The organism is Nakamurella flava, assembly GCF_005298075.1.
Taxonomy (GTDB): Bacteria; Actinomycetota; Actinomycetes; order Mycobacteriales; family Nakamurellaceae; genus Nakamurella; species Nakamurella flava.
Genome location: NZ_SZZH01000001.1, coordinates 139,887 through 155,130, shown reverse-complemented (window position 1 = coordinate 155,130; position 15,244 = coordinate 139,887). Strand labels below are relative to the sequence as shown.

Below are 15,244 nucleotides of genomic sequence, written 5' to 3'. Positions count from 1 at the left end.
CCGGCCGTCGCCTCTGCGACCGGGCCGGGAGCCGGACGCGGCCGGGAGGCGAACCCCGGCGTCCGATCACCGCGAACGGTGGACAACGAACCACGAACGGCCGAGCGAACAGGTACGGTCCGCAGGTGACTGCGACCGACGACACCACGGCGACCGCGCCGATGGCGGCCGGTCCGGACGATCTTGACGCCCGTACCGACCAGGCTCCCGCCCCCGTTCCGCTGCTGTCCCCGCGCGATCCGTATGCGGGTCCGGTGGTCGACCCCCTGGAGCTGACCGCCTGGGCCGAGCGCTTCGCCGGGGGCTCCGCCGACCCGGTGGCGATCGATGCCGAACGGGCCTCGGGTTTCCGTTACTCCGCCCGGGCCTACCTGGTACAGCTGCGGCGGGCCGATGTCGGCACGGTGCTGCTCGATCCCGTCCCGTTGGGTGACCTGACGGTGCTGGACGAACCGTTGGCCCGTTCGGAATGGGTGCTGCACGCGGCCAACCAGGACCTGCCGTGCCTGGCCGATGCCGGGATCCGGCCGCGGCGGCTGTTCGACACCGAGTTGGCCGGCCGATTGGCCGGGCTGCCCCGGGTCGGTCTCGGGCCGCTCGTGGAGAACGTGCTCGGCCTGCACCTGCGCAAGGGACACGGCGCGGCCGACTGGTCGAGCCGGCCGCTGCCGTACGAATGGCTGACCTACGCCGCGCTGGACGTCGAGGTGCTGGTCGAGCTGCGCGACGCGATGGAGAAGACCCTGCGCGAGCAGGGCAAATGGGAGTGGGCCGCGCAGGAGTTCCAGGCCTTGGTCGACGCGCCGCCGCCGGTCCCCCGGGCGGAGCCCTGGCGCCGTACGTCGGGGATGCACCGGATGAGCGACCGGCGGTCCCTGGCCGTGGTGCGCGAACTGTGGACCACCCGGGACGGGCTGGCCCGGCGCCGGGATCTCGCGCCGCACCGAGTGCTGCCGGACACCGCGATCATCGCCGCCGCGTCGGCCCGCCCGACGACGATCGAGGCCCTGGTGGCCCTTCCGGTGTTCTCGGGCCGGGTGCAGCGGCGGCACGCCGATCTGTGGCTGGCCGCGGTCGACCGCGCTCTGCGCCTGCCGGACCGGGATCTGCCGCCGGTGCGCTCCCCCGGCGAGGGACCGCCCCCACCGGCGAAGTGGTCGGCCCGGGATCCCCGGGCCGCCGCCCGGTTACAGCACGCACGCGCGGCCCTGGCCGAACTGAGCGAACGGGTGGCTACCCCGGTCGAGAACCTGGTGTCACCGGACACCGTTCGACGGGTGCTGTGGAGCCCACCGGAGGACGGCACCGCGGAGTCCATCGGTGCCGCGCTGGCCGAGCGGGGGGCCCGCCCGTGGCAGGTGGATCTCGTGACCCCGCTCGTGCGGGCCGCGCTCGATGCCGGTGCCCCGGACAGCTGACCCTCGTCCGCCGACCCGCCCCGGACCCTTCCGCCCGTAAGTTACCCCGGAGTAACATTGGGGTCGTCGGGGGTCGCGTCGCTGCCCACCCGCCCGCGCGCCGACCCCGCCGTGCCACCCGAGGTGGAGACGACCGAAGGAGTTCGTGGTGTCCGAAGCAGTCACCAGCCGCCCCCGCGAGGCTGCGCCGGACGGGAACCCGCCGCGCACCCTGCACGACGTGGTCTTCGTCGAGGGGGTCCGCACCCCGTTCGGCAAGGCCGGGGACAAGGGCCAGTACGCCCAGACCCGGGCCGACGACCTCGTGGTCAAGGTCATCCGCGAGCTGCTGCGGAGGCGGCCCGAACTGCCACCGGAACGCATCGACGACGTCGCCGTCGCCGCCACCATGCAGACCGGTGACCAGGGCCTGACCATCGGCCGCACCGCGGCCCTGCTGGCCGGACTCCCCCGCTCCGTCCCCGGGTTCGCGATCGACCGGATGTGCGCGGGGGCGATGACCGCCGTGACCACGGTGGCATCCGGGATCGCCGCCGGGGCCTACGACGCGGCCATCGCCGGCGGCGTGGAACACATGGGCCACCACCCGATCGGCGAGGGCGCCGACCCCAACCCGCGGTTCGTCGCCGACCGCCTGGTGGACCCGTCCGCCCTCAACATGGGCGCGACCGCCGAGAACCTGCACGACCGGTGGCCGGGTCTGACCCGTGAACGGGCCGACGCCTACGCCGTGGTCAGCCAGGAGCGGTACGCCAAGGCGCTGGCCAACGGTCACATCACGGCCGACCTGGTCCCGGTGGCCACCCGCTCGGCCGAACTCGGCTGGGGACTGGCGACCGCCGACGAACTGCCCCGCCCGGGGACCACCGCGGACGCTCTGGCCGGCCTGCGCACCCCGTTCCGGCCGCACGGCCGGGTCACCGCGGGGAACGCCTCCGGCCTGACCGACGGCGCCACCGGGTGCCTGCTGGTCGCCGCGGACGTGGCGCGCGAGTACGGGCTGCCCGTGCGGATGCGGATGGTCACCTTCGCCTTCGCCGGGGTCGAGCCCGAGACCATGGGGACCGGTCCGATCCCGTCGACCGAGAAGGCCCTGGCCAAGGCCGGTCTGACCATCGACGACATCGGCCTGATCGAGATCAACGAGGCGTTCGCCGTCCAGGTCCTGGCCTTCATCGAGCATTTCGGGCTGGCCGACGAGGACGAGCGGGTCAACCCGTGGGGCGGCGCCATCGCCATGGGCCACCCGCTGGCGTCGTCCGGCATCCGGCTGATGACGCAGCTGGCCCGGGAGTTCGCCGAGCACCCCCAGGTGCGGTACGGCCTGACGACCATGTGCGTGGGGCTGGGCATGGGCGGCACCGTCATCTGGGAGAACCCGCACTGGCAGGACACCACCGACCGCAGCGACACCGACGGGAGCGCGGCATGACCACCACCGAGGACCGCACGGCCACCCCCACCCGATCGGCCCTCCCGGTGCCGCCCGAGGTGGTGACCCGCTCCGTCGCCCGCATCGTCGACGTGCCGCGGACGCCGTCGTCCGGGGGAGCTGGCGCCCCACTCCGGTTCGCGCTCATCACCGTCGACAACGGCAAGGACCACACCCGCCCCTCGACCCTGGGGCCGCAGGGCCTGGCCTGCCTGGACGCCGCGCTGGACGAGGCGTTCGCCGCCCGCCCGGACGCGATCGCGGTCACCGGCAAGCCGTTCGTCTTCGCGGTCGGCGCCGATCTGTCCCAGGTCGGCGGGATCGCCGACCGCAGCCAGGCGGCCGAGTTCATCGGAGCCGGGCAGCGGGTCTTCGGTCGCCTGCGGACCAGTACGGTCCCGACGTTCGCTTTCCTCAACGGGGCGGCGATGGGCGGCGGGATGGAACTGGCGCTGCAGTGTCACTACCGCACGGTGGCGACCAACGCGGCCGCCCTCGCCCAACCGGAGGTCTTCCTCGGCCTGCTCCCGGGGTGGGGCGGCACCCAGCTGATCCCGCGGCTCGCCGGACCGGCCAACGCGGTCACCCTGATCGTGGAGAACGCGCTCAACCAGAACCGCATGCTGCGGCCCGGCGACGCGTTGGCCCTGGGCGTGGTGGATGTCGTGCTGGACGCCGCCGACTTCCTCGAACAGTCCCTGCGCTGGGCCGCGGGGGTCGTGGACGGCGACATCGTCGTGGAGCGAACGCCTTTCGCCGGTGCGGACGATGCCGCCTGGGCGGAGGCCCTGGAACGCGGCCGAGCCGTGGCCGACCTGCGGACGAAGGGGGCCGCCCCTGCGGCCTATCGGGCCCTCGATGCGATAGCGCTGTCCCGGGACACCGAACTGGACGCCGGGCTGGCCACCGAGGCCGACCTGGAGACCGACCTGATCATGTCCGACGAGTTCCGAGCCGGGGTCTACTCGTTCCAGCTCACCCAGCAACGGGCCAAGAAACCGGTCGGCGCGCCCGATCCGCGGCTGGCCCGCAGGATCACCAAGGTCGGGGTGGTCGGCGCCGGTCTGATGGCCGGGCAGCTGGCCCTGCTGTTCGCCCGGCGGTTGCGGGTGCCGGTGGTGCTCACCGAACTCGACCAGGGCCGCCTGGACAAGGGCCTGGCCCGCATCCACCGGGACGTCGACGGACTGCTGCGCAAGAAGAAGATCGGCCCCGACGAGGCCAACCGCATCCGCGCCCTGGTCACCGGCTCACTCGACCACTCCGCCTACGCCGACGCCGATTTCGTGGTCGAAGCGGTCTTCGAGGAGATGAGCGTCAAAAAGCAGGTCCTCGCGCAACTCGAACAGCACGTCCGGCCGGACACGGTGCTGGCCACCAACACCTCCTCGCTGTCCATCACCGAGATGGCCAGTGGTCTGGAGCATCCCGAGCGGGTCGTCGGTTTCCACTTCTTCAACCCGGTCGCGGTCATGCCGCTGCTGGAGATCATCCGCGGCGAGCGGACCGACGACGAGTCCCTGGCCACCGCCTTCGCGCTGGCCAAACCGCTGCGCAAGGGCCCCATCCTGGTCAACGACGGCCCCGGGTTCGTCGTCAACCGGTTGCTGCTGCGCCTGATGGGCGAGGTGTTCGCGGCGATGGACGAGGGGACGCCGTTCGCGGTGGCCGACTCCGCGCTCGACCCGCTCGGCCTGCCGATGAGCCCGCTGATGCTGCTGCAGCTGACCGGGCCGGCGGTCGCCCAGCACGTCGCGGTGACCTTGAGAGATCAACTGGGCGAACGCTTCCCGGTGTCGGAGAACCTGCAGCGCATCGTCGATGCGGGGCATACCACGATCCTGTCGTGGGACGAGTCCGGCCGGCAGGTGCTGGACCCGGAGGTCGCCGCCCTGTGGCAGCAGGGTGATCGCCCGTCGACCGCCGAACAGGTCCGGGAACGGGCCCTGCGCGCGGTCGCCGTCGAGGCCCGCGGACTGCTCGACGAAGGAGTCGTCGCCGAGGCCGCCGACATCGATCTGGGCATGCTGACCGGTGCCGGGTTCCCGTTCTGGCTGGGCGGCATCACGCCCTACCTGGACCGCACGGGGGTGTCCGAGCGGGCCGTCGGCCGGCGGTTCCTGCCCCCGGGGGTGGCCAGCGTGCCCCCGGGTCAGCCCGGCTGATCGCCGCCCGACCCGCCGGTCGCGTCGAGGTAGGTGCGACCGCGCGGGGAGAGCTCGTATCCGACGGCCAGGCTGTGGGTCAGACCGAGTTCCTTGAGCCGGCGGACGTCCAGCTTGAACGGCGCGGTCTCCCGACCCAGGGACGCGGCGAGATCGGGGGCCCGCACCGCCGGCCGGTCGGCGATCAGCCGCAGGATCTCGCGGGTCCACGGCCCCGTCCGCCGGCCCGCGTCCATCCGATCCAGGGTGGCCGTGATGTGCTCGATCTCCGCGACGTCCGGCCGGGTCTCACGCAGGGCCACCCGTTCGTCGGGCCGGTCGAAGGCCAGCTGCACCCGGTACAACCGACTGCCCCGACCGCGGGCGAGGGCTTTGCGCAACGACCTCAGGTCGGGGAAACCAGCGGCGACGGCGTCACTCTCGGTGAGTTCGGCGTCCTGCACCTCGGTCACGGCCTCGAACCTCAGGACGCCGGCAACGGTCCGCTGAGTGCCCCCGACGGCGACCCGCGGTTGATCCCATCGACGGAAGGCGAGCGTGACGGTGCCGTCCCGGACGGCCCGGGCGGTGGCCGGCGGCAGCAGCATCGGTGCAGTATCGCCGACCGTTCGGTCAGCCGGTCGAATCGCCGCCGTCGGTCGCCCACGCCACCCCGAGCGCGAACAGGGTGGACACCCCGTAGTGCTCCATGGCGGTGGCGATCCGCCGGCGGCCGGTCCGCGGGTTGACCCCGACCATGCGTGAGGCGGTTTCCAGCGTGATGCCCTGCCGCATCAGCCGCAGCAACGGCGTCCAGGCGTCCGTCGTGACGGGCACCAGCGGGCCGGAACGCCGCCACAGCTCGTCGAAGTAGAGCCGGGCGAGGTCGGCGAGGGCGGCGTTGCGGACGGCCATCACGCTGACCGGGTGCGGATCGCCCCACACCAGCGGCAGGGCGACCTGATCGCCGTCGACCCAGAACCATCCGGGTGGCGCCTCCAGGGTGCGGAACTCGACGCCCGCACGTTCGAAGCGTCGCAACCGGGCCAGTTCGTGCTCGGTGTGCGTGACCCAGGCCGGCACGAGACCGCGCAGCCGATCCTTGGCCGCCATGGCCTCGGCGAACAGGTCCACCCGGGCGTCCGACGCGGCCACCCACCCGGTCAGGTCCGGGATCACCGACTCGAGAGAGCCCCCGTGGTGGTCGGCGACCTCGAACCAGAGGTTCTGCTGGGCCAACGGGCCGTGCAGGGTCACGGTCTGGACGTGGTCCGCCTCGGCCTCCCCCACCGACCACTGACGCAGGAGAGACGGCAGGTCGGCGACCAGCCGCTCGATCCGTTCGAGGGCACCGGCGGTGTCGGCCCGCAGCGCGCCGATGCGGGCGGAGACCATGTCCGCGGTCCCCACGGCCGGGTGCGGGTAGCGCAGGCCGTCCTCCCGCACGACGACCAGTCCGCGGGCCTCCAGTCGGTCGAGGGATCGCCGCACCTCCGCCGCGGGTCGGTGGGACAGCTCGACCGCGTCGAGCACGCTGGCCGGCCGACTGCGGTGCAGCTGGGCCAGCAGGGTCTCGTCGTCGGGCGTCAGGCCGAACAGGTGCACGCCGCCGTCTCGCGACCGCCCGGCCGAGAGACGATCCAGCGAGGAACGGTCGAGCCCCCCGTACCGTCCCGACTCCTGGTCGTCGATCTGTTCCCTGCGCTGGGACAAGCCCGTTCCCCCCGGGTCGTCGGATGCACGTCGACCGCGATGCTCACGCCTTCGCGCACGCGGTCGCGGTCGCGGTCGCGGTAACTCTGCCCTGTTGCGGACATGTCCGCTACAGGTTCTTGATCACAGGGTGGACGACTACGGACACTGCTGACCGGGGGACGTGGGCGACGGGTCAGTCCGGGGGACGGCAATGATCGATGGCATCGGTGAGCGCTGTCCATGGGGTGGGTGCCCGGCCGCCCTGTCGGCCACGTCCACCCACCCGGCCGGCGGCACCTGCTGACGGCCATGCGTATCCTCCGTCCGGCCGGCGTCCGCCGGTCTCGTTCCCGTGTCCTCCGGTCCGCCCGGGTCGACCACCCCATCAGCAAGGAAACCGGATGACGACGGCACGAGGAGTGGGAGCATTGCGCCTTTCCGGTCGGGTCGTCCGGCCCGGGGACGCCGACTACGACGTCGCCCGCACCCCGTGGAACCACTTCATCACCCGGCGGCCGGCCGCGGTGGCCTACGCACGCACCACCCAGGACGTCATCGATGCGGTCGACTGGGCCCGGCGGCACCGGATGGAGTTCCGGGTCCGCAGCGGCGAACACAGTCTTGTCGCGTGGTCCTCCGTCGACGACGGTCTGATCATCGACGTCTCCGGACTGAAGGCGGTGACCGTCACCGCCCCCCGACGGGACGCCGTGCCGACGGCTCTGCTCGGAGCCGGGTTGACCCAGGGCGAGGTGGTGGCCGCGTTGGGCCGGTCCGGGTTGACCGTGCCGCTGGGCAACAAGGGCTCCATGGCGCTGGTCGGGGCGACCCTGGGTGGTGGTTTCGGCCTGCTGTCGCGGACCTTCGGCCTGGTGAGCGACCAGCTGCTCGGGGCCGAGATCGTGGTGGCCGGTGACGACGGCCTGGCCCAGTCGATCTGCGTCGACACCCGGCATCACGCGGACCTGCTGTGGGCGCTGCGCGGGGGTGGCAACGGCGGCATCGGGATCGTCACCTCGCTGCTGATGCGGACCCAGCCGATGACCACCGCGGTCCGTGTCACCGCCCGGTGGTCCGGCCTCACGCATCTTCCCGCCGTGCTCGCGGCCTGGCAGCGGACGGCCCCGGCGGCCGACCACCGGCTCACCAGCCAACTCGAGATCCGCCGCGACGGCATCGATCTGCTGGCCGTCATGGTGGACGGCAGCGAAGCCGCCGCCGTCGAACTGCTCGCACCCGTCCTCGGCCACGGCGAGCCGGAGGTCACCGCCGTCGAAGAGGCCTGGACCGGGATCTTCGACAGCGTCCAGGTCCCCACCCATGCCGAACCGGCGAACTGGCACTCCACGTCGCAGTTCATGGACCGGCCGATGCCGGCGTTGGCCGTGGAGGTGGTGACGGCCTTCATGCAGGCCGCACCGACGGCCGACTGCTGCGTCTTCACCCAGGCCCTCGGCGGGGCCGTGCTGACGGGCGAGCCGCTCGGCGGCAGCGCTTTCGCCCACCGGGAGAGCTGGTTCTACGCGCAGATCGACGCGGTGTGGGGAGTCCGCGGGGATCGGCCCGCGGCCGAGGACCCCCAGACGGAGGAGTGCCTGTCCTGGGCGGACCGGTTCTCCCGGTCGCTCCGACCGTGGGCCGACGGCGCCTACGTCAACGTGCCGAATCCCGACCTACGGGAGTGGGAGCGGGCGTACTGGCGTGACAACGCCGACCGGCTCCGGGCCGTGAAGACGGTCTACGACCCGGAGGACGTCTTCCACCATCAGCAGAGCAGTCCGCCGATGCGCTGAGCGCATGCTCGCTGCCGTGCGGTGATGCGGCCCGCCGACGACCTGCGGGGGTCACCGACTCGGCGCGGGGGTCGGTTCCGGACGGGGCACCGGCAGCACCGGCGGTCCGGTCGGGATGACCTCGACCCGGCGCACCGGTTCTCCGATGTCACCCATCCCACCACTCCTTTCCCGTGTCCTTCGGCGGCTCCACACCGTCCGCCGGCCCGCCGGGGACGGTGACGATCACGGGCACGACGCCGCGATGGTCCCACCGCCGACGGGACGTCGGCGGAGCCGGAGCGACTCCGTGCGGACGGACGATCGGTCCCTCCCCGGGCGGCGTCGTCGGCACCGGCATCGGTGTCGGGGCGACCGCGGTGGCGAACGATTCGACCACCATCATCAGCGTCCACCCGACGACGAGCGGCAGGGCCGACCCGGCGGCATCCGTGTCGTGGTGGGCCAGGCAGGCCAGCCCCCCGGCGACGGCGAGCAGCACACCGATGCGGCCCACCGAACCGGCCGGTCGTCGGGCCAGGAACTGCAGCGGCGGACTGACCCCTGTCCGCAGGAAAACCGCGACCTGCAGCGGGATCTCGGCAATCACCAGCAGGAAGACCATTGACGCACCGACCGCAGAGAGGGTGAGCGCGGTCGTCCCGCCCAGGGCCGGGTGGGCCATCGTGGAGACCGAGACGGCGGCCACGGTGGCCAGCAGCACCGCGGCCAGCACGGCCAGCCCGCGACGGACGGTCGGACGTCCGGCCCGGTGCACCCGATCCCACCAGTCCCGCAGGCCCCGGCGCAGCAACTCGCGGCGGGGTCGGGACGGGTCCGGTAGTCCCGGATGGCGAGCGAGCAACTCCGGCAGTTCGTCGTGGAAGCGGACACCGGGGTAGTTCGCCCGCAGCAGGGCCACGGTGACGGCGGGCAGCCCCTGACGGCCGGGGCGCAGCCAGACGTCCACCACCCGACCGGCCTGTGAGCGGTAGCCCCTGGTGCCCTGCACGGTCACCCCCTCCAGGGCGACCACGGCGATCAGCCGCCGGGACGGAACGGGGTACTGCGACCGCAGTTCCCGCCAGCTGGTGAACGAGTAGATGCCGCAGGTGCAGTTCATGTCCGGGGCCTGGTGGCCACGGGTGCAGTGGGCGATACACGCACCGGTGGCCCAGTCGTTGGTCATCACGGCGACGGGCAAGAGGCGGCCGTCGGCCGACACCCGAAACGTCCGGACGCCGTGCAGACCGACGACCGGATCCGGGGTGTCGTCGGCCAGGGACACGGTCGCACCCCCTTGCCGGGCTCGACCGCACGGTCGCCCGAGAAGTCAGCATGACGCACGGGTGGCCGAGCCGGGAAGCCCGCGGACGAAGCCGGCAGGGACAGGCAGGGACAGGCCGGGCCGCCGAACGCGAAGGAGAGTGTCCCGACCGCGCGGCGGGACACTCTCCTTCTGGGCCCTGTGAGGGCTGACCCGGCCCGGGCGGCTGGAGCGTGTCCCGCAGATACGCGAGACACGCTCTTCGGGGCCTCCTGGCGCCCTCGCAGGCTCGGGTAGTTAGAGGATCTCGAGCTCGGGGTAGACCGGTCGCCACATGTGGTCGTGCACCTGCTGGATCACGTCGGTCAGCTCGACCTGGGCGTGCCCCTCCTGCTCGGCCTGCTGCGCGACGGCCACGGCGACGGCGGCGGAGACGGCCCGCAGGTCGGTCATCGGCGGGAGCAGGGAGGCACCCCGCTGGGTGGCGTTCGACAGGCGGGCGACGGCGTCGGCCGAGGCGGCGATCATACCGTCGGTGATCCGGTCGGCTCGGGCCACGGTCACGCCCAGCCCCAGCCCGGGGAAGACGAGAGCGTTGTTGGCCTGGGCGATCTGGTAGGTGATCCCGCCGTAGCTGATCGGCTCGAACGGGCTGCCGGTGGCGATCAGCGCCCGGCCGTCCGTCCACTCCAGCAGGTCCGACGGGATCGCCTCGGCCTTGGAGGTCGGGTTGGACAGCGGCAGGATGATGGGGCGGTCGTTGAACGACGCCATCATCCGCACGATCTCCTCGGGGAACGCCCCGTGCTGGGTGGACGTGCCGATGATCATCGTCGGGCGGGCGTTGCGCACCACGTCGGTGAGGCTGATCGGGCCGGCCGCGACACCCCAGTCGGCCAGGTCCTCACGGCGCCGGGCGTAGGGCACCTGGAAGTCCAGCAACGGGTTGTCGTGGGTCAGCAGGCCGTTGCGGGTCAACGGATAGAAGCGCGCGGTGGCCTCTTCCGGCGACAGCCCCTCCCGGATCATCTGCTCGCGCATCATGTCGGCGATGCCGAGTCCCGCGGTGCCGGCGCCGTGGATGACGATGCGCTGGTCACGCATCTTGGACCCGGCCGCCCGGACGGCGGAGAAGGCGGCGGCCAGTACGACGGCCGCCGTGCCCTGCATGTCGTCATTGAAGGTGCAGACCCGGTCGGCGTACTTGTTGAGGATCCGGCGGGCGTTGCTCGCGCCGAAGTCCTCCCAGTGCAGCATCGCGTTCGGAAACAGTTTCTGGCAGGCGGTGACGTAGGCCTCGATGAGCGCGTCGTAGCGCCCGTCACGGACGCGGGCGTGCCGCTCGCCGAGATAGAGTTCGTCGTTCAGCAGCTTCTGGTTGTCGGTGCCGACGTCGAGCACGACGGCCAGGGCGCGACGCGGATGGATACCGGCGGCCGCCGTGTAGACGGCCAGCTTGCCGACCGAGATCTCGATGCCGCCGATGCCCTGGTCGCCGATCCCCAGGATGCCCTCGGAGTCGGTGGCCACGAGCAGATCCACGTCGTCCGGTCCGAGACCGGTGTTGCGCAGGGCGTTCTCGACGTCCTCCGGATGGTCGACGGACAGGTAGACGCCCTTCGGACGGCGGAACTCCTGGCTGAAGCGCTCGATGGCCTCGCCGACGGTCGGGGTGTAGATGACGGGCAGCATCTCGGAGATGTGCTCGGACAGCAGCCGGTAGAACAGCACCTCGTTGCGGTCGCGCAGGTTGGCCAGCAGCACCCACTTGCGCAGGTTCGTGGAGGTCTCGCTGTACTGCGCGTAGACGCGGCGGACCTGGCCCTCCAGCGTGGAGACGCCGGTGGGGAGCAGACCGGTCAGGTGCAGGGCCTCGCGCTCGGCGAGGGTGAAGGCGGTGCCCCGGTTGAGGGCGGGCGAGGAGAGCACGGAGCTGCCGCGCAGACGAACCTCCGCGCGCACCGCGCCGTTCGGCTCGGGGATCAGACGGTAGGGCGCTGCGGTCATCGGTGACCTTTCTCCGGGGTGGGGGTCGGCGGGTGACGGGCTGGACCGACCGTGCACATCAGCATGGCCAGAACAACCGCTCCGGGCATCCTTACGTACTTACTGGTCACCACGCCGAGTGAGAAGCCCGTCCCGGACCCAGATCACGTCGGTGACGATCGCCACCCACCGCCGTCAGCCGACCGGTCGATCGCGCTCCCCGGTGCCGTCGGCCGCCGGGACACCGGGGCCGCGGCCACCCGCATCGCCCGGCTCGAAGGCCCGCCGGGCGATCTCCTCGGTGACCGCCCGGGCGACCGCCTGACCGGTCAGCCCCAGGTCGACCAGGAGCTCGCCCCGTGAGGCGGCCTCCAGGAAACGCTGCGGGAGCGCCTTGACGACGACGGGGATCTCCAGCCCGGCCAGGGCGTCGGCCACCGCCGCCCCCACCCCGCCGGAGCGTCCGCCGTCCTCGACGGTGACGACCAGCTGGTGCTCCAGGGCCAGGGCCGACAGTTCGGCGATGGGCACCGGCAGCACCCACCGCGGGTCCACGACGGTGACGCCGATGCCCTGGTTCGCGAGCCGCTGCGCCGCGTCGACGGCCACCGCCCCGAAGGCTCCGACGGCGACCAGCAGGACGTGCCGTTCCGCGTCCTCCGCGGGCTCGGCCAGTACGTCGACCCCGGCCGGCGCGGGTCGGCGGTCGCCGTGGGTCAGCTCGGTCGGGTCCGGCGGGTCGAGGCGGAAGCGGCGGCGGGCCGGCACCGGGTCCGGGACGGGGCCCTTGGGGAAGCGCAGCAGCGTGGGACCATCGGAGACGGCCAGCGCCTCGTCGAGTTCCTCGGCCAGGGTCGCGGCATCACGGGGCGCCGCGACCCGCAGCCCGGGCACCAGCGCGGCGAGCGAGAAGTCCCACATGCCATGGTGACTCGGCCCGTCCTCGCCGGTCACCCCGGCCCGGTCGAGGACCACGGTCACCGGCGCACGGTGCAGCGCACAGTCCATCAGCAACTGATCGAATGCCCGGTTGAGGAACGTCGCGTAGACGGCGACGACCGGATGCAGACCCCCCATCGCCATGCCGGCGGCCGAGGTCAGGGCGTGCTGCTCGGCGATCCCCACGTCGAAGAACCGGTCCGGGAACGCGGTCGCGAACGGCTGCAGGCCGGTCGGTCCGCACATGGCCGCGGTGACGGCCACGACCTCCGGGCGGGTCGCCCCGGCGGCGACCAGTTCACGACTGAACACCGACGTCCAGGTGACCGCACCGGTGCTGCGGGGCTGCCCGGTGGCCGGATCGAACGCGGGGGGCGAGTGCATCTGCTCGGCGGCATCGGCGCGCGCGAATTCGTAGCCCTCACCCTTGCGGGTCACGCAGTGCAGCAGCACCGGACCGCGGAACTCCTGGGCGTACGCCTGCGCCTGCGCGAGGGCCTCCTCCAGCGCCGGGCGGTCGTGCCCGTCGACCGGGCCGACGTACTTCAGGCCGAGGTCGGCGAACATCGTCTGCGGGACGAACCAGTCCTTCATCGCGGTCTTGGTGGCGTGCATCGCCGCGTAGAGCGGGCGGCCGACCACCGGGGTGCGGGGCACCGTCGACTTCACCCGGTGCAGGACCCGTTCGTAGCCCGGCCGCAGCCGCAGTGTGGCCATTCGCTGGGCCATCCCGCCGATGGTCGGCGAGTACGAGCGGCCGTTGTCGTTGAGGACGACCACGACCGGCCGGTCGCCGGCGGCGATGTTGTTGAGTGCCTCCCAGGCCATGCCGCCGGTGAGCGCCCCGTCGCCGATGACCGCGACCACCGTGCGGTCCCGTTCGCCGCGGACGGCGAACGCCTTGGCCAGGCCGTCGGCGTAGGACAGTGACGTGGAGGCGTGCGAGTTCTCGACCCAGTCGTGCGGCGACTCGTCCCGGCTCGGATAGCCGCTCAGACCCCCGCGGGTGCGGAGCGAGGTGAACTGCTCGGCCCGGCCGGTGACCAGTTTGTGGACGTACGCCTGGTGACCGGTGTCGAAGACGATGGGGTCGTGCGGCGAGTCGAAGACCCGGTGCAGGGCCAGGGTGAGCTCGACGACCCCCAGGTTGGGGCCGAGGTGTCCGCCCCGACGGGACACCTGGTCGACCAGGACGTGCCGGATCTCCCCGGCGAGGATGTCGAGCTGTTCGGCGGTGAGGCGGCGCAGGTCGGCCGGGGACTTCACCGACCGCAACACCGGGGGCAGGGCGGCGAGCCCGGGCTTCGGTGCTGCCTGCGACACGACGGCCTCCAGTCCTCGCGGTCGGGATACGACCAGTACCGCGACCCCCGGGCATACCGGTACGACGTCCGGCGAGATCGGCGGCGCGGCCCCACCCGCCGCGAACGGGACGGAGCCGTATCGACGGTACCCGCCCCTGTCGGGGTCGCGACGTCGATCTCGCCGGCCCGTCGAGACGGTCCGCGACAGCGGCCGGTACCGGGACGACGCCTGGCGGCCGGCGAGGTTGTCTATCGCCGGCCACTTCCCCGGGTACGCGCCCGGTCGACGGCGTCACCGAACAGGTCCGGTAGCCCGATGCCGGCGGCCGCGGCCATGACCGCCAGCACACTCTGCCGGGAGAACGAGTTGTACAGGCTGGCCTCGAGGAACCAGGGTCGCCCGTCGGGGTCGATCCGGAAGTCGAAGAGGCTGTAGTCGCGACAACCGAGCGCTGTATGGGCCCGGCGGGCCGCTTCGTGCACCGCCGGGGTGATCGGGTCGGACGGATCGACGATCCACGCGTGGGCCGCGTCCTTGGCGACCAGGCGGAGATCGCCGTCGTCGGTCCGGGCGAGTTTGTCGTCCGGCAGTCGGACCGGTTTGCGCTCGGCGTCGACGGCGTACTCCTCCAGCGGCAGGGCCACGAGATCGCCGCGGTAGTCGACGATTCCGCATCGCACCTCGCGACCGAGCGGGACGAAGGTCTCCACGAGCGCGGCCCGCGAATGGCGGAAGGCGGCCGCGAGTGCGGCCGGGTACTCCTGCGGGTCCCGCACGAAGGCGACGCCGAGGGAGTTGTCGGCGTCGACCGGTTTGACGACGGCCGGCGGCGCGAGCGTGACCTCGTCGCCCGGCCGGAGCAGTTCGCCCATCGGGATGTTGACCCCGGCCGCCGCCACGATGTCCCGGGCCGTGGCCTTGTCGGCTCCGTTGGCCATGACGGACGGCGGATTGCCCACGTACGGCAGTTCCAGCAGGTCGAGAAGCCCGCGGTAGGTGGTCATCCCGGGAACGCAGAACATCTGCGGGATGGCGACGTCGATGCCGAGCCCGGCGATCGTGGCGATCGCCCGGTCCGCGGTCATCACCGTCGCCTCGGCGATCGCCGGCGTGCCGAGATCGGCCGGGAAGCGCCAGGAACCGTCCGGCGAGACCCACGCGACGACAGATCGGTACCGACGCGGGTCGGCCGTCGCTCGGAGGCAGTCGGCGGCATAGAGCCGCGACACGTCGGCGAGGAACTCGTCGACCGGCGAGCCGGCCAGGTGCAGGACACGGATCGGCAC

The 15,244-nt window shown here is 72.5% G+C and carries 10 protein-coding genes; 4 read left to right on the top strand and 6 right to left on the bottom strand.

Features of this window, described 5'->3' with window-relative positions; translation table 11 throughout:
* Positions 1-161 precede the first annotated feature (161 nt).
* From FDO65_RS00690 to FDO65_RS00680, 3 genes are all read left to right on the top strand, one after another.
* The gene (locus tag FDO65_RS00690; RefSeq protein WP_137449352.1) at positions 162-1,418 is read left to right on the top strand and encodes an HRDC domain-containing protein; all 1,257 of its coding nucleotides are present in this window, start codon (positions 162-164) and stop codon (positions 1,416-1,418) included.
* A gap of 220 nt (positions 1,419-1,638) precedes the next feature.
* Positions 1,639-2,850, top strand: coding sequence for a thiolase family protein (locus FDO65_RS00685; protein ID WP_137449351.1), 1,212 nt, complete (start codon positions 1,639-1,641; stop codon positions 2,848-2,850).
* Positions 2,847-5,015 (top strand): 3-hydroxyacyl-CoA dehydrogenase NAD-binding domain-containing protein, encoded by a 2,169-nt coding sequence (locus FDO65_RS00680; protein WP_137447586.1) that lies wholly within the window; start codon positions 2,847-2,849, stop codon positions 5,013-5,015. The genes FDO65_RS00685 and FDO65_RS00680 overlap by 4 nt, the downstream gene beginning before the upstream one ends.
* Here the strand turns inward: FDO65_RS00680 and FDO65_RS00675 are convergent.
* Both FDO65_RS00675 and FDO65_RS00670 read right to left on the bottom strand, forming a co-directional pair.
* Positions 5,003-5,602: an ASCH domain-containing protein gene (locus FDO65_RS00675; RefSeq protein ID WP_137447585.1), complete on the bottom strand. Its 600-nt coding sequence runs from the start codon at positions 5,600-5,602 to the stop codon at positions 5,003-5,005. The two genes, FDO65_RS00680 and FDO65_RS00675, sit on opposite strands and share 13 nt — an antisense overlap.
* Before the next feature lie 25 nt (positions 5,603-5,627).
* Positions 5,628-6,707, bottom strand: coding sequence for a MarR family transcriptional regulator (locus tag FDO65_RS00670; protein WP_137447584.1), 1,080 nt, complete (start codon positions 6,705-6,707; stop codon positions 5,628-5,630).
* Between the two features lie 383 nt (positions 6,708-7,090).
* Here FDO65_RS00670 and FDO65_RS00665 point away from each other — a divergent pair, with 383 nt between their 5' ends.
* A complete protein-coding gene (locus tag FDO65_RS00665; RefSeq protein ID WP_137447583.1) occupies positions 7,091-8,482 on the top strand; it encodes an FAD-binding oxidoreductase in 1,392 nt (463 codons plus the stop codon).
* 148 nt (positions 8,483-8,630) lie between these two features.
* Here FDO65_RS00665 and FDO65_RS00660 read toward each other — a convergent pair whose 3' ends face one another.
* The 4 genes from FDO65_RS00660 to FDO65_RS00645 form a co-directional block, all read right to left on the bottom strand.
* Complete coding sequence (locus FDO65_RS00660) at positions 8,631-9,749, bottom strand: hypothetical protein (RefSeq protein ID WP_137447582.1); 1,119 nt, start codon at positions 9,747-9,749, stop codon at positions 8,631-8,633.
* A gap of 276 nt (positions 9,750-10,025) precedes the next feature.
* Positions 10,026-11,735, bottom strand: coding sequence for an NAD-dependent malic enzyme (locus FDO65_RS00655; protein WP_137447581.1), 1,710 nt, complete (start codon positions 11,733-11,735; stop codon positions 10,026-10,028).
* A 174-nt stretch (positions 11,736-11,909) separates the two neighbouring features.
* Positions 11,910-13,976 carry a 1-deoxy-D-xylulose-5-phosphate synthase gene (gene dxs, locus FDO65_RS00650; protein WP_240757345.1) on the bottom strand — a complete coding sequence of 689 codons (2,067 nt, stop codon included), beginning with the start codon at positions 13,974-13,976 and terminating at the stop codon, positions 11,910-11,912.
* 230 nt (positions 13,977-14,206) lie between these two features.
* Positions 14,207-15,244, bottom strand: coding sequence for a D-alanine--D-alanine ligase family protein (locus FDO65_RS00645; RefSeq protein ID WP_137447580.1), 1,038 nt, complete (start codon positions 15,242-15,244; stop codon positions 14,207-14,209).